We start from the raw sequence: 23,650 nt of genomic DNA on the forward strand, positions 1-23,650 counted from the left end.
AAATTACAGCATTACGCCGTCGCGCATGCTCATTTTGCGACCGCACTGGGCGGCAATTTTGGGATCATGAGTGATGATGACCATAGTTATATGGCTTTTGCTGTTGAGTTCAAGAAACAAATCCATGATGTCCTGGCCGACTTTTGTGTCCAGAGCACCTGTAGGTTCATCAGCAAGGATAATGGCAGGATCAGTACTCAAGGCGCGGGCAATGGCTACTCTTTGCTGCTGTCCGCCGGAAAGTTCGGAAGGTTTGTGCTCACGGCGTTCATCCATATCCACCAGTTTAAGAGTGGCCCTGGCCTTTTCAACCTGATCCTTCTGCTTCATCCCCCGGTAAACTAATGGTACGCAGACATTCTCTAATGCAGTCAGTTTGGGCAGCAGATTGAACTGTTGAAAGACAAAACCGATCTTTCGGTTTCTGATCAATGACAGGTCATAGTCATTGAGGGTGGAGGTTTCCCTTTCTTCAAAGTAATATTTTCCTGAACCGGGAAGATCCAGAAAACCCATAATATTCATCAATGTTGACTTGCCGCATCCTGAAGTCCCTACAATGGCCGTCAATTCTCCGGCATGAACTTCCATGTTGACACCCTTGAGCACTTCCACATTCACTGGCCCCATTTTGAATGACTTGAAAACATCAACCATCCTGATCAGTGTCATATTAATCCTGTTGTCCCGGTTCTGTGTTAGTACCTGTTTTACCATTGAGCCAGTCTCTGACCAGCCTCGACTCCGGAAACAATTTCCACATCCCGCAACGTAGTGATTCCTGTTTCTACTTCCCTTTCTCTAACCTGCCCATCAGGCCCCACCAGCCTGACAAAGGACGCTCCCCGGACAACTCTTACAAAAGACAAGGGCACCATCATGGCATTATCGTTTTCATATACCACCACCTCGAGATCTGCAGACATGCCCACCCTTATATATTCGAGACTTTTCTCATCCAGCTCTGGAAAAGTAACTCGGACATCAAAGGTGGCACCCTGACGTCCAGAGCCTGCAACGGCCTGTGCAGATATATGTGAAACCTCTCCCTGCAAAGTTACGCCCGGAAACGCATCTCCCCTGGCCCTGACACTTTGTCCTGGAAAAATTTTTCGTACATCAACCTCGTCCACCTTGGTGCTCACGGTCATTCCCTTAAGATCGCCGACAGCAAAAAGACTTGTTCCAGCACTGACTCTGGAACCTCTCTCCAAAGCAGTCTTTTTGCCATCTTCACCAACAGGCTGGATTACGACACCGGAAACCGGGGCTCTAACCTTTCTTTGCTCGATTTGAACTTCCAGCTTCTCAAGGTTAACCCTGGCATTTTCCAGCTCCATTTCCACCAGCTCGATATTTTCCCTGCTGCCCTTTTCTCTTACAGTTTCAAGTTCATCCCGGGATGAACGTACCTCATCTACGGCATTCTGATGCTGTCGCTGGGCATTTTCCAGTTCCTGACCCGGTATAACCCCTTTTCCAAATAAAAGCTCAGCTTCCTCCAGTTTTCGCTCCTGCAATTCCAGCGAATCCTCAGCTCTGACTAAACTTCTTCGGGCTCTGGTCATTTCCAGACCTGTATCCCAGTTAAGAATTTCATTATAACGCTGCCTGGTTTTAATATAATCACTTCTTGCATTCCGAAGATTTATCTCCAAGTCTGAAGAGTCAATAAGTATGAGCACTTCACCCTGCTCCACCATTTGCCCGAAAGAAAAATTACGCTCCAGGATCCTGCCGTCAAACGGCGCTGTAACAACAATCTCTTCAAGGGGTTCCAAGCTTCCCACCAGGGAAACCGAAGTAGATACAGGGCGCGTGGAGACAGTTACGTGTACAGTTTCATCCTGTGATCTGGTAACATCATCGCTTCTTGCGCTCTGCACAGCCTTAAGCAGATTATCGCCTTGAAAATGATATATACCAATGCTTAGAAAAAGGCCGATGATGAGTAATGTGGAAACAAACCTGACAACCTGAACCCTTTTCGCTGCTTTTTGAAGCTCCTCATTTTTCTGTTCCAGATCCTGATAGGCCTTGCCAAGCTTGCGGGCATCTTCCTCCTGCCTGGCCTGCATCTTTTTCAACTCAGTGACATCTGAAAATACAAGAATAACACCTTTTTTATCCTTATCGTTTTCACTGAGATATGAAGAGCGTACTGACAGGGTAACAACCCTTTTATCGTATCGAGTAAAGTCAACAGTACTGCTTAACCCGATTCCCTGTTCATATACTGCGTCCAGGACCAACTGGTTAAAGTCATCATTTTCGTCCATCCCTGTTAGAAAGACCCGGGCAAAAGTATCATTGATGATTTTTTCAGGAGCCAGACCCAGCATGTCACCGGCAGCTGTGTTGAACATTATGATCCGACCCTGAAAATCAATAGCCATGACACCATCAGCCATATTTTCCAGGATATTTTCAAAAAAATCATGTTTAGACATTCAACACTCCAATGACTGTTGACGATCATCTGTTATCTGTTATCTGTTAATTGTTAATTGTTATTTGTTATCAGGTTAAGGCAGTGAATTCAGGCTTTTGTTCTTCAACAATTAACTATTGATTTGCTACAAGTAACTACAATCGTATATGTAATAAATTCAAAACATTATGGTTTTACCATACAGATTGCTTCGGTCGCTCAGGCTCCCTCGTGGATGACAGGTTTTGAGCAACTACATCCCTGACAGCTCAGGTGTCATTGCGAGCGAGTCTTCGAGCGCGGCAATCCTTGTTGCGAGCGAAGCGAAGCAATCTCGTGTTAAGGCTGATTTTTTAGTTACTCACAGGCTCGGTCCCAGGCTGCCCGGGTGAAAAGCTTACAAGTAACTTCAAAAAAAACTGGACCCCGGATCAAGTCCGGGGTGACGGTTGGAGCAAGTTTTTTACTCTTTACCGTCATTCCGGCGAAAGCCGGAATCCAGGTTTTGATTAGTGTGAGTTGCTCTTGTTCCTATGCTCCAGCTTTGGAACAAGAGGAAAAGTTCCGTCAAAGACGAGAACTTTGCGCCTGGCAAAGGGACTGTCCCTCGCTGTGTAAATTTTTTCATTTAAGCAAATTTTCCCAGGAACCAATGCAGCATCAATCTTTTTTATAGTACCTCGCGGGGTCTGTCCCAATTTCCAGAAAAGTGACAGACTTGTAAAGTTTCTCACACGCTCGGTCCCGGTCCGCCCGGGTGAGGAGCTGCTAATCCCCCAGCATCCAGGTTCTGTTCCCCAGAAATTCCTGCTCCAGATCAGCCCTGTTGGGTGTGAAGTCAATTTCCCAGGTATCTAAGGTAGTGGCCAGCAGTTGATCCAGCATGGTCAGAGAATTTTCATAACTGATAATGGCCTGGTTCAATGCTAATCGATCATCGCGCAGCCGATCCTGGTCCCTGACATAATCCTGGTTTGAAATGCGTCCCATGCGAAACTGGACCTGGCTGACTTCATAATTTTGCTCTGAAAGTTCCACAGTTCTTTGAGCCAGTTTAACTCTTTTTAAACTGGATTCTACACTGCGTACAGCATTTATCACCCTGTTCTCAAGATTTTCCATCTCATTGCTGATTCTCAAATCAACCTTTCTCAGGTTGATTTGTGCCGAAAGCTCAGCTGATTCATGCCTGTATTTTGGCTCTCCATAAATGGGAAGTGGAACTCGCAGGGAAAGACCAACATTCCACTCATCCCTTCTGTAGTCAGGGTCCTGCCTCCTGGAATGCCAGCCCTGCCTGTAGCCGGCATCAGCTGAAAGTTCCCACAATTTCTGATTTTTCGCCTGCATCAGGTCAAGTTGGGCAATTAGTTTCTCATTAAGCACACTAAGGTATTGTGAATTTCGCTCAAAAGCTATTCTGAGACAGTCATTAAGATCTGGCTCAACAGCCCTGAATTCTACCTGTTCTGTGGGAATGATTGTGATATCCTGTCCAATATTCAGTAAGCCAAGCAGGTTAAGCTGGGCATCATCCAGGCTGGCTCTCGCTGATTCAAGAGCAAGTTCCTGTCTGGCCACATTGGCTTCAGACTGGACAATTTCATTGGCTGCTCTTCTGCCTGTGGAAATAAGAAGTCTGGTCAGTTCCATCTGCTCCCTGGCCTGCTCTAAGGAAGCTTTCTGGATGTTCAAGTCCTGATATACATTCAGCAGGGTTCTATAGCTGGTAATAACATTGGTAACAGTATTTATGACCTGGTCCCGAAGGGAACGAACTGCATTTTCCTCACGAATCCTGGCCTTTTCTAAGGAAGCCCTGTTGTATTCAGTTCCACCTCCCTTAAGAAGAGGCTGTCTGATATCCACACCCCAGGCTGAATCCATGGGCTCATTTCTCATGGTATCCATCCTTGATGAACTTCTTGCTCTTTCAGCCCGGTTGTCCCAGATAAAGTTAATTTCTGCTCCTGTAGGTATTCTCTGCCTGACCCTGGTCTCCACGGAAGCACCAGACCTCCTTGACGAAATCCTGGCATCTTCCTGGGCACTGCCTCTATATCTTAGTTCATCCTCAGTATATTTGGTATCAGCCAGCAAATTGACCTCAAGATCAGGGTGAAACTCAGTGAGATCCCGGCGCAAGTTAAACCTTGCCAGCACCCTGTCCAGATAAGCACTCTCAAGATTTCGATTATGGCGAAGGGCCATAAAAACCGCATCAGTCAGGGTCATCTCCATAACCTGTGGATAGCCGGGACTAAAATCTACCTCCCAGGAATCATGAGCAAGGACTAAACCTGATAAAACAAATAATAGAAAAAGGAGAGAAGCAAGAGTGCAGCAAAGTTTTGTACCAACTCTAAAACGAATGTTTTTTTTGTCCTTTGCAAGCAGGGGCCCTAAGGGATTCAGGCTTGTGAAGCATGCCTGATTCACATGAGATGTATAATGCTGTTTACCGGGCATTATTGCAAAAATGAGTTTATTATGCATAAATAACGATAAGTTTAGTCAAACAGGATAGTTTGGTCATGGCTCAGGCCCCTTTAAGCTCTTTAACATGGGCCGCGCATGAAGCAGTCAGACCGGGAAGATCATAACCACCTTCCAACACAGAAACAACTTTGCCCTGAGCATACTGGTCAGCTATATCTAAGGCAATCCTGGTCAATACACTGAAATCCTCCACATCAAGTGCCATTCTGCACAAAGGGTCTCCACGCAAGGCATCAAAACCGGCTGAAACCAGTACAAGCTGAGGTCTGTAATTCTCCATGGCAGGAACCAGTCTGTCCTTGAAAGCAGCAATAACTTCACTGCCGTCAGTTCCGGCCGGGAAAGGAATATTCATGGTTGTGCCCTGCCCTTCTCCAGTTCCGGTTTCATTATAATTACCGGTGAAAGGATACCACATGGACTGATGGGTACTGAAGAAAAATACCTCTTTATACTCATAAAAAGACTCCTGAGTCCCGTTGCCGTGATGGGCATCCCAGTCAATAATCAGTATTCTGTCCATGCCATATTTTTCCCAGGCATACCATGCACCAATTGCAATATTGTTGAACAGGCAAAACCCCATTCCAACATTGGGGCGGGCATGGTGACCTGGAGGACGAACAGCACAAAAGGCATTCCTGCATTCACCGCCAACAACCAGGTCAATGGCATCCAGAACTGATCCAGTGGCTACAAGAGCTGCATCCCATGACCCAGAGCTTACTCCGGTATCAGGAAAACCAAGTGATGAATATCCACCTGCAATTCTCTCCTGCACCAGTTGCACATAAGGTCTGGCATGATTGTAAACAATTTCCTCAGACAGAGCCTTGCGTGGAACAGGATAGAGCAAGTCAGAAAAGTGTTCATGATTTTTCAAAGTATTCATGATTGCCCTCAGCCGGTCCGCGTTTTCAGGATGGCCTGGACCGGCTGAATGGGTCAGAAATACTGGATCATAAAATATTGCTGTCTGAGACATTGTTATTCCTCATCATAAGACTAATGCGGGCTGTCCCAAAACCCAGCTGACACCGGGATCGTCAGGGCACGGGATAACAGGACATTTTTTGTTGTAAAGATAAACACTCAAAGACTTTCATATTAGAAAAGCAGGCCCAACTCAATATTTTTTTATCATAATATTTTGAAATTGGTATCTGTTTAGCGCTTTGCATGTGGCATGGCTTCCTGCCCGGAGGCATACAGCCCGGAGGGGGACTGGCTCTTCCGGGACCCACTTGTCCCAAAAAATGAGATATTTTAAGCACAAAATGATGTTCAAGTGGGTCCCGGAGTGCCTGTCCCCTGCTTTCCTTAAAAGCGCTAAACAGATACTGAAGTTGAACTTTGTCCTGACTCTGGAAACCCAGCATCTCAGCAACAGAAATAATATAGTCCACCTACAGGGAATAAGTTTCGTAGAAACAATATAAAAACTTGAGTATTGGCCCTGATTCTGTAAAAATGATCCCATTCAGCACTTTGGAACTTGAGAATTCAAACATGAATATCCTTAAAATGAACAGAGCCAGCCTTCTGCTTGAAATGTATCAGGCCATGTACGACAAGCTTGGACCCAGCAATTGGTGGCCGGGAGAAACCCCTTTTGAGGTGGCGGTAGGCGCCATCCTTACTCAGAATACAAACTGGAAAAATGTAGAAAAGGCCATTCTCAACCTCAAATCCCGTCAGATGCTGGAACCGGATAAAATGTTTTTCATGACTGATGAAACCATGGCCTCACTTATCAGGCCTGCAGGATATTTCAGAATAAAAACCCGGCGTCTTAAAAATTTTCTCCTTTTTCTTCACAATGAATGCGGTCTGAATATTTCCGTATTGGAAAAATACAACGTTGATGCTGTTCGGGAAAAACTATTACTGGTCAAAGGAATTGGACCTGAAACTGCGGACAGCATTATTCTTTATGCCCTGAACAAACCAAGCTTTGTAGTGGACACTTACACGCAGCGCCTTCTAAACCGGCACGGCATCATCCACGAAGATGCCGGTTACGACGAAATAAGAGAAATGTTCATGTCTAACCTGCCTGAGGATACTTACCTGTATAATGAATACCATGCCCTGCTGGTCAGGGTAGCTAAAAAGTGGTGCAGAAAAAAACAACCCCAATGCGCAGACTGCCCGCTTGAAAGATTTCTCAGCGACAATGCAGCACTTCATACTCCATGATTAAAGCAACCTCTTTTCAGCGTATAGTGCTAAGCCTGAGTCTGGTCTTGATTTTTCTGTGTACAGGTTCCACTGATATGGCGGCTGAAAACATTGAGTCACAGATTGAACAGCGCCGTCAGGAACTTCTCAGACAGCAAAGAACTGTGGAAAGACTGTCCCAGCAGGAAAGAGAAACATATTCAAGGCTGGCCCGGGCAGAAGACCGGCTGGATAAGCTTGCTCACGACGTAGCCTCTCACGAAAAACGGTTAGAAGAACTGGCTGAGCGTGAACAGGAAATACGCAATGAATATGAAGCTCTGTCATCGCAACGAGCAGAAACAAGAGATGAGCTGAGTCTTATGCTCCAGAATATCTGGCCCATATTCCTTGAAAGTCGTGGATCAAGTGCGGCAGATATGCTCAAATGGAACGAGCTGGACCGGCATATATCATGGTTGCGGGCAATTTACGATGCTGCCCGTGAGCAATACGCTCTCTTGCAGACCCAGTCAGCTGACGTTGCCTCCAGTCTGGTCCGTCTTCAGTCCATGCAGGAAGAACAAAAGAATCAAATGCAGCGTACTGATGCAGTCAGAGGGCAAATGCTCAATGAAAAACTGGCTTATTTAAATGAACTGCAGGAAATACGGGCTCAAAGGCTTGCCGGAGAAGAGGTGGTCAATGAAATAATGCAGATCATCGAAAATCTGCGATTTCGCCTCCAGGCCGTTGAGGACAGAGAATTTCCAACTTTGAAAGGTACTTTGTTTCCCCCGGCTGAAGGCAATACCATTGCATCTTTTAATGCTTCTGCAGATCCCCCGCACAATGGACTTAGCATAGCTCTGATGGAAAACGCGCCCGTGCATTCGGTCTCCTGGGGCAAAGTGGTACATAACGGCACATTGCGCGGCTTTGGAAGAGTGGTTATAATACTACATGGCAATGATTATTACAGCCTGTATGCTTATCTCGCAGACAGCCACCTGCAGGTGGGCCAGGATGTGGAAAAAGGAGAACAGATCGGGTTGGCTGGATATTATCCTCAAATAAACTCCCACGGTATTTATTTTGAATTGCGTTTTAAGCAAAAAGCCATTAACCCTGACCCGTGGATAGCAGGCCGCTGATAAGAAGTCTAAACTGTTAATATAAATCTGCCACCATGAATTTTACCAATAAAGATCCCAATAAGCTGGAGGAGATAATGCGAGTCAACCATTTAATAGGTATTTTTGTAATTCTGTTTGTCATAATGATTCTGCCCTGGACAGGTCAGGCCAGAGAGGATCAATATGAAAGCCTGAAAAGATTCAGTCAGGTCATGCACCTGATAGAAGAAAACTATGTCCACGAAAAAGAACGGGAATATCTTCTGCAGGGTGCCATTGAGGGAATGCTGCAAAAGCTTGATCCCCACTCAGCTTATGTGTCCTTAGATGAACTGCGCATGATGCAGGAAGACTTTTCCGGAGAATTTGGAGGTATAGGTATTCAAATCGGCATGAGAGAAAATCAGCTCGTGGTCATTGCCCCCATTGAAGACACTCCTGCTCACAAGGCCGGCCTGCAGCCCGGAGATATGATTCTTGAAGTGGATTCCAAATCCACACAGGGCATGAGCTTGACAGATGCTGTTCGACTTATTCGCGGCCCCAAAGGTGAGGCAGTTGTGCTCACCATCTTGTCGAGAGAAGACAATAAGCCCAAAAAAGTGGAAATTGTCCGCGATACAATTCCCGTGCATTCCGTAAGAAGCTTAGAGCTGGAACCTGGCTATATTCAGCTGCGCATCACTGATTTCAAAGGCAATACTACTGATGACCTGCGCCAGGAAATTGAGAAGTACGCTTCTAACCAGATACTTAAAGGGCTGATACTGGACCTGCGCAACAACCCCGGAGGACTCCTGGATCAGGCTGTATCCGTAGCCGATCTTTTCATGGATCAGGGCTTGATAGTTTATACCCAGGGCAGAGATGAAAGGCAACGCAAGGACTACACAGCTGGAAGAAGGTCAGCTGATGCCACAACTCCCATGATTGTACTTATCAACGCTGGTTCAGCTTCTGCATCGGAGATTGTGGCCGGAGCGCTCCAGGACAGCAACAGGGCGCTGGTCATTGGTGAAAACACATTTGGCAAAGGATCAGTTCAAAGCATCATACCCTTGTCTGATGGATCTGCCATAAAGCTGACCATTGCCCTTTATTACACCCCCAGTGGAAGGTCCATCCAGGCAGAAGGCATATCCCCGGATCTGCGCATACCTTTTGAGCGAAAGCAGGTAAGTGAGGAGGAAGGCTCACAGCATCCGGCCCTGCGTGAATCCGGCCTGCAGATGCATCTGAGAAATCCGGAAATGCGAGATCAGGAAGATTTAGATCAAAGTGAGGAAGTAATGGAACTCTTGGCCCAGGATAATCAATTGCGTCTTTCTCTGGAAATCCTGAAATCAATGCCCAGAATAAAAGAGCTTACTACGACAAGATAATCCCATCATGGCCTCAGCAGCAAAAAAAGGAAAGAAAAAGAAAAAAACCACGTCCTCCAGGAAACGGACTCCACTTCTCGGAGTCCGTTCCCTGTTGTGGACTGCGGCTTTTGGTACAACTTTGCTATGCCTGATTGCCATCCTGCTTCTGCCTCATAAGCAGGACCCTGTGACAACCCATACTGTAAGCGAGAAAGCTCCAGCCCCGACATACAAGCAGCCTGAGCAGTCTGTTGCAGTTCGTGAACCTGTAAAGCCCGAACCTCCGGAGCCTGCTGCACCCAGACCTTTCATGTATGAAGAGCGCATAGGTGCCAACTTTGACCTCAGGGTCTGGGAGGCGGATATGGCCCTTTTACAGACCATGTCCCTCACTGATCAAACCAATGATCTCATGGTACACAAGAAGGTTGAGAACAGATTTTTTTACGGCACACCATATCATTATCAGGAAATTGAAATTTATACAGCAACCCCGAGGGACGAGTTCATTGGCAAGCTGGCCAATTCTCTGAAAAGATTTTTGTCCAATGCCACCCTTGAGCAGGGCCTTAATCCCAATGTCTGGAACATAAACATTGACGGCAAAAAGACCCATAAACTTTTTCTTGAAAAAATCATAGAAAAGCCCCTGCCCGGATCTGGCAAGATGGCCATTATTATCGACGATCTCGGAGGCAGTCTTGGATACGCCCGGCGGCTTGACCAGCTGGATTTCCCTGTGGTTTTTTCCATTTTGCCGTTCATGGACGGCACCCGCAGTGTATCTGATTACGCCAGGGCCAATAATGTTGAAATCATGCTTCACCTGCCCATGGAACCTCTGGGCTACCCCCAGGGTATTGAACCGGGCCCTGGAGCCCTTTTTGTGGGCATGGACTCCAATGAGATCAGAAAGAGAGTTCTGGACAATATCGAGCAGGTGCCCGGAGCCATCGGGGTCAATAATCATATGGGATCAAGATTCACCCAGGACTCGGATGGCATGTCAACAGCCTTGGAAATCATTGGCAGCAAAGGCCTTTTTTTCCTTGACAGTCTTACTACACCTCGCAGCGTAGCCAAAGATGTGGCAGCCCGGAAAGGAGTGGATTTTCTCAAGAGACATATCTTTCTGGACAATATCCAGGACAAACAGGCCATACTTTTTCAACTGAGCAAGGCTGAAAATCTGGCCATCAAACAAGGTATGGCCATTGCCATAGGCCATCCCTATCCTGAAACAATCCAGGCTCTTCAGCACTGGAGTAGAATTCGTAACAGCAATGTTGAGGTTGTCAGAATATCCGAGCTGCTTTCAGCCCAGAAATACAGTACAGCCACCCGCAATAATGCAGGCCGGATCAACTGAACCAGGCCATAACAAAGCCCTTCTCTTTATGGGCAAGAAAACTTTAATAAAGGAGTGACAATGACCCAGCAAACCCTGTCCATCATCAAACCCGATGCCACACAAAGAAACCTGCAGGGAGCAATCCTCAAAATGATTCAGGATGCAGGACTCAAAATTACTGCCATGAAAATGATTCACCTGAGCAAAAAACAGGCTGAAGGTTTTTACGCGGTTCACAGTGATAAACCTTTTTTTGACAGCCTGACCGATTTCATGTGCTCAGGACCAGTGGTGGTAAGTGTTCTGGAAGGCCAGGACGCCATAAGCAAATACCGGGAAGTTATGGGAGCCACCAATCCGGCCAATGCCGATGAAGGAACAATCCGCAAGGCATTTGCGCTGGATATTGAAAAGAACTCGGTACATGGTTCAGATGCTCCGGAAACAGCAGCAACAGAAATCGCATACTTTTTCAATCAGCTGGAGATAGTAAGGTCATGACCATTAGTATTGGTTTCATCGGGGCGGGCAACATGGGCGGCGCAATGATCGCCGGGCTTGCCCCGGGCAAGGATCTGCAAATTCATGTTTTTGATCCGGATCAGGACCGAGTTGGTGCTCTTGTTCAAAAGTACGGTATACAAGCCGCGTCAACCCCCATGGACGTTGCTGACAAGAGTTCGTACATTTTTTACGCAGTCAAGCCCGGGCTGATGAAATCGGTAATCCAACAGACTTTGCCTCTAATCAATGAGACAAAATGTATACTGTCCATAGCCGCAGGAGTGCAAATCAGGAACCTGATTCTGTGGTCGGACAACAAATGTCCGGTAGTTCGAATCATGCCCAACACTCCGGCTCTTGTGGACCGGGGTGTCTTTGCGCTTTGTCTGGAACACTCCCTTCTTGGTTCAGATCAAAAAGATTTAATTACTGCCCTGCTCAACCGTCTTGGGCAGACCTTCATCCTTCCGGAAAAATCATTTGATGCTTTTACAGGGCTTATCGGCTCTGGTCCGGCCTATGTATTTTATTTCATGGAAAGCATGGTGGAAGCAGGTGTGCTGGAAGGGCTGGATCGCAAGACAACAACAGCCATGGTCAGGGAGTTGTTCGCAGGTTCTGCCCAGATGACCTTTATGCAGGATACCTGCATTTCCGGACTGAGGGAAATGGTCACATCTCCTGGCGGAACCACCATCCAGGGTCTTAAAACCCTGGATAAAAGAGCGGTCAGGGCTGCCATTATGGAAGCCGTAGAAAAGGCAACTCAAAAAAGTGCTGAACTGGGCAGGGATTCATGACTTGCAAACCCAGCCCCACAGGACATTCAAAGGACGCAACTCATAGTAAATGATTGACCGGACCGTCACCATGTCCCAGATCAAAGCTGGTCTCAAGGGCCTTTTGCAGATAATCTCTTGCCTTTTGCACAGCAGCGGTTATGTCCTGTCCCTTAGCAACATTGGCTGTTATGGCAGCAGAAAGAGTGCAGCCTGTGCCATGGGTATTTCTGGTGCTTATTCTGGGTCTGACAACAGATACAGGATCAGCGCCGGCAATGCCCAGCCAGTCCACCATTTCATCCTGCACTTCAAAATGCCCGCCCTTTATCAAAACTGCTTTGACCCCCATATCCATCAAAATATTCATGGCCTGCAGCACATCTTCCATGGAATCAATGCTGATGCCGCACAGCAGTTCCGCCTCAGGCTTGTTGGGTGTGATTAGAGCTGCCAGAGGCAGTATTTCTTTTTTAAGTGCCTGCACAGCATCATCTTTGAGCAGTTTGTGACCTGTCTGGCTGACACAGACCGGGTCAACTACAAGGGGCAGCTGCTCGCTGCGCAGGACACCGGCAACTTCCTCAATAATCTCTGAAGAAAAAAGCATGCCTGTTTTGGCTGCTTTTACCGGAAAGTCTTCAAGAACCTTTTCAAGCTGCAGGGCTACAAAACCTGGATCAGGCACATAAATTCCATGCACTCCCATGGTATTTTGAGCAGTCAGCGCCGTTACCACAGAGAGCCCATAGACATGGTGCATTGTAAATGTCTTTAAATCGGCCTGAATACCGGCCCCACCCCCTGAGTCAGAACCTGCAATGGTCAAGGCACAGCTCACAGCTGCAGTCATATTTTTATCATTTTTCATGCTAAACCTACACTAAATTCTTACCGGAAGGAAAAAGGTATCTGTCTTACTTTTGTTTCTTAATCTTGGCCCAGGCATCACGCAAGGTCACTGTGCGATTAAAAACCGGATTGCCTGGCGTAGAATCCCTGTCAACACAGAAATAACCGAGTCTTTCAAACTGATAGTTTGTACCTGGATCAGGATTTTCCAGTCCGGGTTCAATGCGGCAATCATCTATGACTTGCAGGGAATCCGGGTTGATATGCTCTGTAAAGTCAATGCCCTTTTTCTCATCTTCAGCCGGGTTTGGCTTTAAAAAAAGGCGGTCATAAAGTCTGACCCCGGCTTTTGCCGCGTGCCTGGCTGATACCCAGTGCAGAGTTGCCTTGACCTTTCGTCCATCTGGAGAGTCTCCCCCTTTTGTAGCCGGATCATAAGTACATCTTATTTCAACAATTTCATTGGTTTGCGGATCTTTAACCACTTCCTGGCAGGTTACAAAATAGGCATATCTGAGTCTGACTTCACGCCCCGGAGCCAGACGGAAAAACTTTTTGGGCGGATCCTCCATAAAATCATCACGTTCAATATATAGTTCCCGGCAGAACGGAACCATGCGCGTACCCATAGCAGAGTCTTCAGGATTGTTAATGGCCTCAAGCATTTCATGACCATCTTCAGGGTAGTTGGTAATGACCAGCTTAACAGGATTAAGCACTGCCATAACCCGGAGAGCTTTTTTGTTCAGATCATCACGGACGCAGTATTCCAGCATGGACATATCTACTATATTGTCGCTTTTGGCTACTCCAATCATGGAGCAGAACTGTCTGATGGAACGTGGTGAATATCCCCTGCGTCTTAAACCCGAAAGGGTCGGCATTCTTGGGTCATCCCAGGACTGAACATAACCTTCGCTCACTAAGCGTGACAGTTTGCGCTTACTCATAACAGTATAGTTTAGATTCAGCCGGGCAAACTCTATTTGCTGCGGATGACATGGAACAGGAAGCTGATCCAGAATCCAGTCGTACAGTGGCCGGTGATCCTCAAACTCAAGAGAACATAATGAGTGAGTAATGCCTTCAAGAGCATCGGACAGACAATGGGCATAATCGTAGGTGGGATAAACACACCACTGATCACCGGTACGATGATGTGCGGCATGAAGGATACGAAAAATAACCGGATCACGCATGTTTATATTGGGGGAAGCCATATCAATTTTAGCTCTCAGCACATGGGTGCCCTCAGGAAACTCACCGTTTTTCATTTTCTCAAACAGATCAAGATTATCCTCAACACTCCTGTCCCTGTAGGGGCTGTTGGTGCCTGGTTCAGTCAGAGTACCGCGAAATTTTCTGATGTCTTCCGGACTCAGACTGCATACATACCCCTTGCCTCTCTTTATAAGCTCAACGCCAAAAGCATACAGATCACTAAAGTAGTCTGAAGCATGATAAAGATGTTCCCCCCAGTCAAAACCCAGCCAGCGGACATCATGCTTTATGGCGTTAACATATTCAGGGTCTTCCCTTTTTGGATTGGTGTCGTCAAAACGCAGGTTGCACCTTCCTCCATAATCTTCAGCAACTCCAAAGTTCAAGCAGATGGACTTGGCATGGCCTATGTGCAGATATCCATTTGGTTCAGGCGGAAAACGGGTTATGACATGTTCATGCTTGCCAGCGGCAAGGTCAGCCTCAATTATGTCTCTGATAAAGTTTGAGCGGGGTGCAGTTTCCATCCTTACCTCTATAATTTATGATTTGTTACTAATGCGGGCTTTGCCCACAACCCAGCTATCTGCTATCTGCTATCTGCTATCTGTTATCTGTTAATTGTTAATTGTTATCAGGGTAAGGCAGTCAATTCAGACTTTTCTTCAACAATTAACTAATAACTAATAACAAAAACTAATAACAAATAACTGATAACAATTTCATGTTGTTTTATGACAGGGTTACAGGAGTAAGTTACTAAAAAGCCTCAATGTACTTACTGACCATACCCATGAGTTCCTGATTATCAATAGGTTTGGAAAGGTAGGCGTTCATGCCGCTGTCAAAACATTTCTGCCGGCTTTCGGAATCAGCCAGTGCTGTCACAGCTATAACCGGTACATTGCTGATGCCTGAAAATTTTCCTTCCCGGATCATCCTGGTCAGCTCAAAACCATCATATTTGGGAACCATGATATCCATCAGCACCAGCGAAATATCAGGGCGGGACTGCATAACTTCAACAGCCTCATCCCCATCCATGGCCGTAACCACAGTATATCCTTTTTTCCTGAGCATCTTTTCTATCAGCATGAGGTTGATCTTTTCATCCTCAACCACCAGGATCAGTTTCTCTGTGTCATGAGATGGGACATAATCCTGAGCAGGGGCCGCATCCTCTACTTGAACTACAAGGTCCACCAGTACATGAAATCTGCTGCCCTGCCCATGAGTTGACTCGTATCCAATGCTTGCCCCAATGGTGTCGGCAAGCTGTTTGCAGACACTCAGACCTACACCATAGCCTGCCCTTCTTTTCTGATGAGCACTTTCGTTGATTCCAAAGGGTTCAAAGATATCATCAGAAACATCTGAAGGAATACCAATTCCACTGTCAATAACTTCAAACATCACAGACAAATGGCCATTATCACCTGCCTGACCACCTGCCGGGTCTAAATTTGTAACTTTAAGCAAAACCCCTCCTTTCTGGGTGAACTTGATAGCATTATCCATGAGGTTCCAGATGATCTGTCTGATGATGCTGATGTCACCAATAAGTCTGGGGGGCAGTTCTTCAGCAAGATCAAGATCCAGATAAAGATCTTTGTTTCTGGCAATGGGTAGAAAATAACCTGTAATTTTGGTCATTTCCTCCACAATGTCAAATGGTTGTTTGTGAGTGCAGTAAAGACCTTTCTGCAGGGTGGACAACTCCAGTATCTTGTTAATGGATACAAGCAGCTGCCTTGATGAATCAAGAGCCATTCCAATGTATTCTTTTTCAGATGGCTGAAGATCTGACTCCATAAGAGTCTGCAGGATACTCATAATGCCATTGAGCGGAGTTCTCAGTTCATGGCTCATGGCTTCAAGAAATTTATCCTTGGCCTGATTGGCGGTCTCAGCCCTGCTCTTGGCTTCCTCAATTTCCTGTTCCATCTTTTTTCTTTCAGTTATGTCAAAATGAGTGCCTACAATCCTTATGGGTTTGTTATCTGAATCTCTGGATACAATCTTGCCCCTCGCTAAAATCCAGCAAATATCTTTGTGTCTGGTCAAAGCCCTGAATTCAAGGGAGTAGTTCTCTCCGTCTTCCATGGCCTTGCCAAGCTTGTTTTCCACTGCATCGATATCATCAGGATGAACAATCTGTCTGAAGCTGTCATAGTTCATGGGCAGTTCGTTGGGCTCATAACCCAGCATGGTATACCATCTTGGACTGAAATAAGCATTGCCTGAAACTACATCCCAATCCCACAGGGCATCTTCAGTTGCTTCCATGGCCAGGGAAAACAGTTCATTGGTTTTTTGAAGCTCATTTTCCACCATTTTTCTTTTTTTTCTATGCCGCAAAAACCAAATCCCATAACCCATATTCTGAGCCACTCGTTCCAAATGGGCAATATCATCTCTGGAAAACTCAGCCTTCATTCCTCCATATATGCTTAATGCTCCAAATCCTACACCGGCATGAGCCACCGGCAGCGAAAGAATATATTTTATATCATACCTAGCAAATAAATCTTTCCATGGGGTTGTGGAAACATCGTTTACAGGGTTTTGAACCAGAATGCTTGTCCCGGTTCTGATGGCTGAACCGGTAGGTTCCTGGCCCATGGGATCAGCTGCCCAGGAAATTTTCATTTCCTGGACCATTTCTTTTTTCTCTCCGCCGCTGGCAATAATCCTGACACTGGATTCAGCATCCATTTCAGCGTAACCCACCATGACCAGGCAGTTTTCCAGACTTTCACCCAGAATAGCGCACACCTGCTCAAGCATGGCAATCTCTTCATTGGCCTTTATTATTACTTCACCACACTTGTTCAGGGCCTCAAGTATCCAGTTGGTGTGCCTCAACTGCTGTTCAAGGCCAGCCAGTTTGGAAACACGCTGACTGAGCTGTGCACCAAGATTCTGATTCATGGCCCTGAGTTCGCTGATCTTGATCAAGGCTTCAAGCTGTGCGGACAGGTAACTGTCTTCAAACGGGAAGCTCATGGTGCTGTCGGGTCCAATGTCTGCCAGGCCTGCATCTTTTTGCGATGACTGCTGGGAATAAACAGCCAGCACTGCTACACCATGGTTTTGAGCAACGGTCCTTAAAGATTCAGCAACATGCTGATAGTCTATTGAGGGACACCCTGTCTCCACAACAAAAATATTTATCTCATTGTGCAGGGATGTCCTGCCTGAAAATGAACTGATGGATCTTGTGGTTACCTCCATATGAGGCAAAAGCTCAGACATGGCTGATTTGATCCGGTTCTCCATGACCTTGTTTTCTAAAAGCAAATGAATTGCAGGCATAATAATAATCTCTTTATCCTATTCAGCTTTTTAGGATTAATTCCCCAGGTAGTTAACAATTTTGGTCACAAATTTTTCCAGATTGCTTTCAAATGCGCCAACTCTGGCCTTTATGCTTTCCATGTCTCCATGGGCAGCTATTTCTTCAATGGCGGCTGCCTGAAAGATTATTTCCTCGTTTTTAAACACAGATAATGCTCCCTTTACCCTGTGAGCAGCCATGACAAGAAGTTTTCTGTCGTTGGTGTCCATAGCCTTTTTAAGATCATTTAGATAATCTTCATTTTCCTGGATAAAAATGGAAATAAGCTCTTTTAGCAGTTCTGAATCTCCGTCCAGAGATTCCAGCGCATCCTCGAGCTCTCTGACAATTGAATCTCCTTCAGCTGAGGCTTCAGTTCTTTCATAAAGTCCCAGTCTGGCATTGAGCTTGGGCATGTCAATGGGTTTGGAAATATAATCATCCATCCCGGCATCAAGACATTTTTCCCGGTCCTGCTTGGTTGCATAGGCTGTCAAGGCAATAATGGGAATACGCTTCACAATTTTACTGGTCTGATCCGAATCCTTATGCTGTGCATCCAAGTCAGCAGATATATTAAGAACATTTTGCTCATATTCTCTGATAAGCCTTGTTGCTTCGAAGCCATCCACATCCGGCATCTGGATATCCATTAAAATCAGATCATATTGATTCTGCTTGAATTTTTCAAAGGCTTCCTGACCATTGGAGGCAAGATCCACAGTATGGCCGCGCTTGGCCAGAATCTTTCTGCTCAGCACCTGATTGACAGAATTGTCCTCAGCCACAAGGACATGCAGCTTCTTTGACGGGATAACATCTTGAGGCCTGATATCTCTATCGGCCACCGGCGCAGCCTCAACCTCTGCAATAGTCAACCCCATAATCGACGATCTGAAATCCTCAAATGAAAAAGGCTTGATAAGCACCTTTTCCAGTCCATGCTCGCGAAACCTGGCCATATCACCGGGCAGAATATTCTGGCACACACCTGCAAAATAAACATTGCCGCTAAGCGCTTTGCTCTCTACAATGGAAACCACCCTTAACTGTTCTTGCTGGTCATAATCAAGGTTAAGCACAAAAAGCACCTTTTGTTGCTGCAGTTCAGCCTGGCTTAAAGCCTTTTCCAGGGCCTGAGCACTGTCAATTTTTTCACCAGGTACACTCAGTTCCTTGAGATAATCCATAACAATGCATGCAGTAAGATCGTTTTGTTGGTAGACAAAGGCCCTGTCAAAACCAGCAATATATTCGGGCTTTTTCTCCCTCTTCCCTGGAGCACCCAGTTTGAGATTGAAACTGAATACACTTCCCTTACCTTTAATACTGTTCACATTGAGGGTACCGCCCATAGATGCCACCAATTGCCGGGTGATGGCCAGCCCAAGCCCGGTACCTCCGAATTTCCTGGTAGTGGAACTGTCCGATTGAATAAACGGGTCCATAATACCCGCCAATTTATCTTCATCAATCCCTATTCCGGTATCACTCACAGCAAAATCAAGCTCAATTTCTTTATCATCATGCTGCAAAAGACGAACTTCTGTAAGCACATACCCTGATTCAGAGAACTTTACGGCATTGCCGGCCAGATTGTAAATAATCTGCCTGACACGTACCGAATCCCCCACTACCAGTCCCACACGGCTGTCTACACGCAGAGCTATTTCCAGTTGTTTTTTTCCTGCTCCCGAGGCAACTGATCTCAAAGCATCGCGCACGCAACCAGGCAGGTCAAACTCTGCAGCTTCAAGCTCCATCTTGCCGGCCTCAATTTTGGCAAGATCCAGAATATCGTTGATTATGCCCATTAGTGCATGAGAAGATGACCGGATCATATCCAAGTACTGTTTCTGTTCCTCGTTAGGATCTGCGCCATAAAGCAACTCCACCATGCCGATTATTCCATTCATGGGAGTTCTGATTTCATGGCTCATATTGGCCAGAAACTCACTCTTGGCCCGGGAGGCCTTTTCAGCCATGTCCCTGGCTCTGATGATTTCCTGTTCAAGCTCCGCTTCCTTGGTGATGTCTGTCACAAAAGTGGCTTTTCTGGGTCTTTTGTCATCGCCTGTATAGTGGGCTGCGTCAGCCTTGATAGTAATCTCATGGCCATTTTTATGCCTGACCCGCCATTTGCCTTTAACCTCGCTGCCCGTGGTTAAAAAATCATGATGCCTTTGCATCCATTCCTTTTTTTCATCAGGATTAACCACCATGGTAAATTGACGCCCCAGGAGTTCATGAGGCTGCCATCCATAAATCTGGGTGTAACTGGGGTTTACATATTCAAAGACCCCATCTTCATTGGTAATGCAAATTCCAAGAGGAGTCCTTTCGATGATTTTGCGAAATTTTTCCTCACTGGCTCGCAAAGCCTGTTCCAGCTTTTTCTGGCTGGTAATATCCACAAAAGAGGTCAGACAGAGTTCAGCATTATGAGAAGCATCCATGGGACGGCTGTCCAAGCGGGCATAAATATATTTTTGTTCCCCTGACCTCAGTCTGACTTCACACTGAGCTGACTGCTGCTGGGAAAATACCTGCCTGAGATGATTGTGAAAAATTGAAAGATCATCAACAAACACATACAGATGAAAAGGACGATTTGTGATTTTCTGGCGATTTGTTCCCAGCTTGTTGACCGTAGTCAGGTTTGCGTCAACCACCAGGCCGTTCTCGCGCATAATTACGAAACCAACAGGCGCAGCCTCATAAAGATCAAAATATTTCTGCTGAGACTTTTCCAGATCCCCCTGGGCGGTTCTGAGCTCTTCATTTTGAATCTCCAACTCCACCTTATGGATATTGAGACTTTCCACAAGGCTTTCAATTTCGTCCATGGGAAAATCTCTAATATCAAGACCTGACTCTCGAATCTTGCTGTCAGCCTTTTCCTTTAGCTTTTTAAAACGAATGTCATCGTCCCAGTTAGTCATAATTTATTCTCCAAAATAGATTCGTGCAAAATATTTTTGCTCGATTCTTTCAAACAATCTGAACCAGCCCTTACCTCGCGTTCCAGGGACAATATAAAGTCTGCAGCAGTTCAAGTATGAAAACCGCTCCATTAACTGTCTTGTTATCTTCTGCAAAAATAGGAGCACCAGTGATGAGCAGATCTTTTTTCTCACCGTTTGAGGTTATTATGGAGTGCACATAATCTTCAATCTTTTTCCTGGACTTAACCACTCTGCTGAAAGGAAGATCCTCAGACGGAATGGGGTTGCCGTCAAGATCACTAATGCTGAAACCAGGATCATCATAGGTCATGGAATTAACTTTGTCCTTGTCAAAGCCCAGAATCTTTGCACATTCAGCATTCACATAAGTAAGCTTCCCATCCATATCCACCATGGAGACAGCAATGGGTGCAGCGCTCAATATACTGGAAACAACCTGTCGTTCCTTGAGCAGCTCCTTCTGGGTGCTGACCTTGTCCGTGATATCCACAAATGACAGAACCACTCCCTGGATAGAATCTTCTCCAGTTTTATAGGGTGTAACCTTAATCATGAAGTGCAGTCCTTCCCTGGTTTCAGCCTCTGTGTTGAATGCCTTTTCCGAATAAAGAACCTGACGCACATCCTTAAAAAAATCCGGATATTCAGGCATGTTATGAGAAAGATGCTCCAGAGGTCTGCCAATATCATTTTTCATTATATTGACAATTGCTGATGCCGGCTTGGTGAACTTCCTGATGACTAAGCTTTCATCCAGAAAAACAATGCCAATATCCATATTGTCTAAAAGATTAGCCATATCTTCATTGAGTTCTGTCAGCTCCGATATTTTGACCTGATATTCGGAATTAACTGTTATCAACTCTTCATTGACCGATTGCAGCTCCTGATTGGTACTCTGCAACTCTTCATTGGCAGCAAGTAGTTCTTCATTGGTGGCCTGCAATTCCTCATTGGAGGTTTCCAACTCTTCAATGGTAGCCTGAAGATTTTCCTTGGTGTATTGAAGTTCCTGTTCTAAGTCATTGATTCTTTTGCGGACGTTTTCCTCAAGATCGTACTTTTCAGCAGATTCATCGGGCCGCTCTCCATGGCCCATTGGTTCAAATACAATTAGAAAGTAAGGATTATTGGAATCACTGACAATGCGTTTGACTTTCAGATTGATGTCACTTTTACGCTTATTGTTCTTGTCCATAACCACAACATTGGAATAGTGGATATCCCTGCTTTTCTTGATAGCCTGCTGCAGTGCCGTGCCTAAGGGAATAGACAGCTCATCACGGGCCATCCTGGTAATATCAATATCCATTTTACCCGAAGGCAGGCGCAGAAATTCATTAATATTGCCAAAGGTATGCAGCACTTCCTTATTTTCATTAACCAGAACACTGGGTGGAAGATACTCGTTAATCAAGCCCTCAAAGACTTTTTCTACTTCATTGGCCAGTCTGGTATTCATATTGGGGACAGGCAGAAGCTTCTGGGAGTATTTCGACCACCTGGGCTCCTGGGATACATCATGTATATTAGTGGCCACCCGTCCTTCACCCACCCTTTGATAGATCTTCCACTTAATGTCCACCGGAGAAAAAAGTTTTCCGGTGTCTCCAACAGTTTCGCTGCTGCCAAGAAAAAGATATCCACTGGTATTGAGGGAAAAATGAAAGTTTTGCAGAACTTTTTTCTGGAGCACTGGCTGCAGATAAATCAACAGGTTACGGCAGGTGATGAGATCGATTTTACTGAAAGGAGGATCCTTGATAATATTATGATGTGCAAATATGACCCGCTCTCTGATATGAGACATGATCTGACAGTTTTCACCCTTGGGCACAAAATATTTTCTGATCCTGCCCATGGACGCATCTGCTGCAATACTTTCAGGATATATCCCTGTCGATGCATATTCCAGAGCATCGCGATCAATGTCTGTGGCAAAAATTTTGATATTATCGCGCAAGGAGTTTTCATCGCAGTATTCAGCCAGCAGTATGGCCAGACTGTAAGCTTCTTCACCTGTGGAGCAGCCTGTGACCCACACCCGAACCACATCTTTATCTTCCTTGCCCTCAAACAAATTAGGTATGACCTTGGTCTTGAGAACCTCAAAAGCCTCTGGATCGCGAAAAAACTTGGTCACCCCAATTAATACTTCTTTGTACAGAGTCTGTATCTCACCCGGATAATTCTCCATATAACGGACATATTCGTCTAAATTCTGGATCTGGTTGATGCCCATTCTGCGCTGGATTCGTCTGACAACTGTATTCTGCTTGTAAAAAGAAAAATCCACCCCTGTTCTGGCCCTGACCAGCGACAGGATCTTGGACATGCCTGTGGCATCTGCCAGTTTGTCATGTCTTAAGTTATCCGCAAGTTTTCTATTGCCTGATACATAACTGAGCAAAGCCTTGGGCATTTCTTCAGGCGGCAGGATAAAGTCAACTATACCTGTGGCAATGGCGCTGGTGGGCATGCCGTCAAACTTGGCTGTTTCCGGGTTCTGAACCATGACAATGCCTCCGGCCTCCTTGATGTTGCGCACTCCACGGGTACCATCGCTCCCAGTGCCGGAAAAGACAATGCCAATGGCTTTTTCCCCAAGATCCTCGGCAAGAGAATGAAAAAAGATATCTATAGGCAGGTTAAGCCCCTGTTCCTGATCGCGCAGAAGAAGCTTGCCATTGAAAATTGTCATATTGCTCTTGCGCGGGATGAGATAGATATTACCGGGCTTGACGCGCATACCGTCTGTTGCTTCCTGGATGGGAATCTTGGTGTGCCGGGAAAGAATTTCTCCCATGAGGCTTTTGTAGTCCGGAGAAAGATGCTGGACAATAACAAAAGAAAAATTCTCCACCTTGGGCAGGTTGTTAAAAAACAGCTCAAGGGCTTCCAGGCCGCCTGCTGAAGCGCCAAGCCCCACTATATAAGCTCTGCTGCCTTTATCGTTTCTGCCATCATCACTTTTTTTCATAATAACCTTCTTTTATGATAAAGCGGGGTAAGCCCGTAATCCAGTTATCCGTTATTTTGGGGACAGACAC

At 45.9% G+C, this 23,650-nt stretch carries 15 protein-coding genes; 6 read left to right on the top strand and 9 right to left on the bottom strand.

The genetic code is table 11. The features are described 5' to 3' along the window. Nucleotides 1-3 precede the first annotated feature (3 nt). The 4 genes from LZ23_RS13640 to LZ23_RS13660 form a co-directional block, all read right to left on the bottom strand. Complete coding sequence (locus tag LZ23_RS13640; RefSeq protein ID WP_232300497.1) at nucleotides 4-717, bottom strand: ABC transporter ATP-binding protein; 714 nt, start codon at nucleotides 715-717, stop codon at nucleotides 4-6. After that, nucleotides 711-2,450: a PAS domain S-box protein gene (locus tag LZ23_RS22705; protein WP_052507375.1), complete on the bottom strand. Its 1,740-nt coding sequence runs from the start codon at nucleotides 2,448-2,450 to the stop codon at nucleotides 711-713. The genes LZ23_RS13640 and LZ23_RS22705 overlap by 7 nt, the downstream gene beginning before the upstream one ends. 749 nt (nucleotides 2,451-3,199) lie before the next feature. After that, entirely contained in the window at nucleotides 3,200-4,666 is a 1,467-nt protein-coding gene (locus LZ23_RS13655) for a TolC family protein (RefSeq protein WP_198145997.1), read from the bottom strand. Nucleotides 4,667-4,970: 304 nt separating this feature from the next. Then, complete coding sequence (locus tag LZ23_RS13660; RefSeq protein WP_045214981.1) at nucleotides 4,971-5,915, bottom strand: histone deacetylase family protein; 945 nt, start codon at nucleotides 5,913-5,915, stop codon at nucleotides 4,971-4,973. 539 nt (nucleotides 5,916-6,454) lie between these two features. Between LZ23_RS13660 and LZ23_RS13670 the strand changes: the two genes are divergently transcribed. The 6 genes from LZ23_RS13670 to proC all read left to right on the top strand — a co-directional run bounded on the left by LZ23_RS13670 (nucleotide 6,455) and on the right by proC (nucleotide 12,245). Beyond that, entirely contained in the window at nucleotides 6,455-7,129 is a 675-nt protein-coding gene (locus tag LZ23_RS13670) for an endonuclease III domain-containing protein (protein ID WP_045215482.1), read from the top strand. Further along, nucleotides 7,126-8,244: a murein hydrolase activator EnvC family protein gene (locus LZ23_RS13675; RefSeq protein ID WP_045214985.1), complete on the top strand. Its 1,119-nt coding sequence runs from the start codon at nucleotides 7,126-7,128 to the stop codon at nucleotides 8,242-8,244. The genes LZ23_RS13670 and LZ23_RS13675 overlap by 4 nt, the downstream gene beginning before the upstream one ends. Nucleotides 8,245-8,321: 77 nt before the next feature. Next, nucleotides 8,322-9,608 carry a S41 family peptidase gene (locus LZ23_RS13680; protein WP_045215484.1) on the top strand — a complete coding sequence of 429 codons (1,287 nt, stop codon included), beginning with the start codon at nucleotides 8,322-8,324 and terminating at the stop codon, nucleotides 9,606-9,608. Between the two features lie 7 nt (nucleotides 9,609-9,615). Further along, complete coding sequence (locus LZ23_RS13685; protein ID WP_052507376.1) at nucleotides 9,616-10,959, top strand: divergent polysaccharide deacetylase family protein; 1,344 nt, start codon at nucleotides 9,616-9,618, stop codon at nucleotides 10,957-10,959. Between the two features lie 60 nt (nucleotides 10,960-11,019). Further along, on the top strand, nucleotides 11,020-11,442 hold the full coding sequence (gene ndk, locus LZ23_RS13690) for a nucleoside-diphosphate kinase (protein ID WP_045214986.1): 423 nt from the start codon (nucleotides 11,020-11,022) through the stop codon (nucleotides 11,440-11,442). Further along, nucleotides 11,439-12,245: a pyrroline-5-carboxylate reductase gene (proC, locus tag LZ23_RS13695; RefSeq protein WP_045214987.1), complete on the top strand. Its 807-nt coding sequence runs from the start codon at nucleotides 11,439-11,441 to the stop codon at nucleotides 12,243-12,245. Before ndk ends, proC begins: the two co-directional genes overlap by 4 nt. A gap of 40 nt (nucleotides 12,246-12,285) precedes the next feature. Here the strand turns inward: proC and thiD are convergent, their stop codons facing one another. The 5 genes from thiD to LZ23_RS13720 all read right to left on the bottom strand — a co-directional run bounded on the left by thiD (nucleotide 12,286) and on the right by LZ23_RS13720 (nucleotide 23,580). Beyond that, nucleotides 12,286-13,095: a bifunctional hydroxymethylpyrimidine kinase/phosphomethylpyrimidine kinase gene (thiD, locus tag LZ23_RS13700; protein ID WP_232300498.1), complete on the bottom strand. Its 810-nt coding sequence runs from the start codon at nucleotides 13,093-13,095 to the stop codon at nucleotides 12,286-12,288. A gap of 46 nt (nucleotides 13,096-13,141) precedes the next feature. Beyond that, on the bottom strand, nucleotides 13,142-14,824 hold the full coding sequence (locus LZ23_RS13705) for a glutamine--tRNA ligase/YqeY domain fusion protein (RefSeq protein ID WP_045214989.1): 1,683 nt from the start codon (nucleotides 14,822-14,824) through the stop codon (nucleotides 13,142-13,144). 232 nt (nucleotides 14,825-15,056) lie between these two features. Then, nucleotides 15,057-17,612, bottom strand: a complete 2,556-nt coding sequence (locus LZ23_RS13710; RefSeq protein WP_045214991.1) for a response regulator — start codon at nucleotides 17,610-17,612, stop codon at nucleotides 15,057-15,059. Nucleotides 17,613-17,648: 36 nt separating this feature from the next. Further along, complete coding sequence (locus LZ23_RS13715) at nucleotides 17,649-20,576, bottom strand: PAS domain S-box protein (RefSeq protein WP_045214993.1); 2,928 nt, start codon at nucleotides 20,574-20,576, stop codon at nucleotides 17,649-17,651. A 70-nt stretch (nucleotides 20,577-20,646) separates the two neighbouring features. Next, nucleotides 20,647-23,580, bottom strand: a complete 2,934-nt coding sequence (locus LZ23_RS13720) for a chemotaxis protein CheB (RefSeq protein ID WP_052507377.1) — start codon at nucleotides 23,578-23,580, stop codon at nucleotides 20,647-20,649. Nucleotides 23,581-23,650 lie beyond the last annotated feature (70 nt).

It is taken from the genome of Desulfonatronovibrio magnus (assembly GCF_000934755.1).
Lineage (GTDB): Bacteria > Desulfobacterota > Desulfovibrionia > Desulfovibrionales > Desulfonatronovibrionaceae > Desulfonatronovibrio > Desulfonatronovibrio magnus.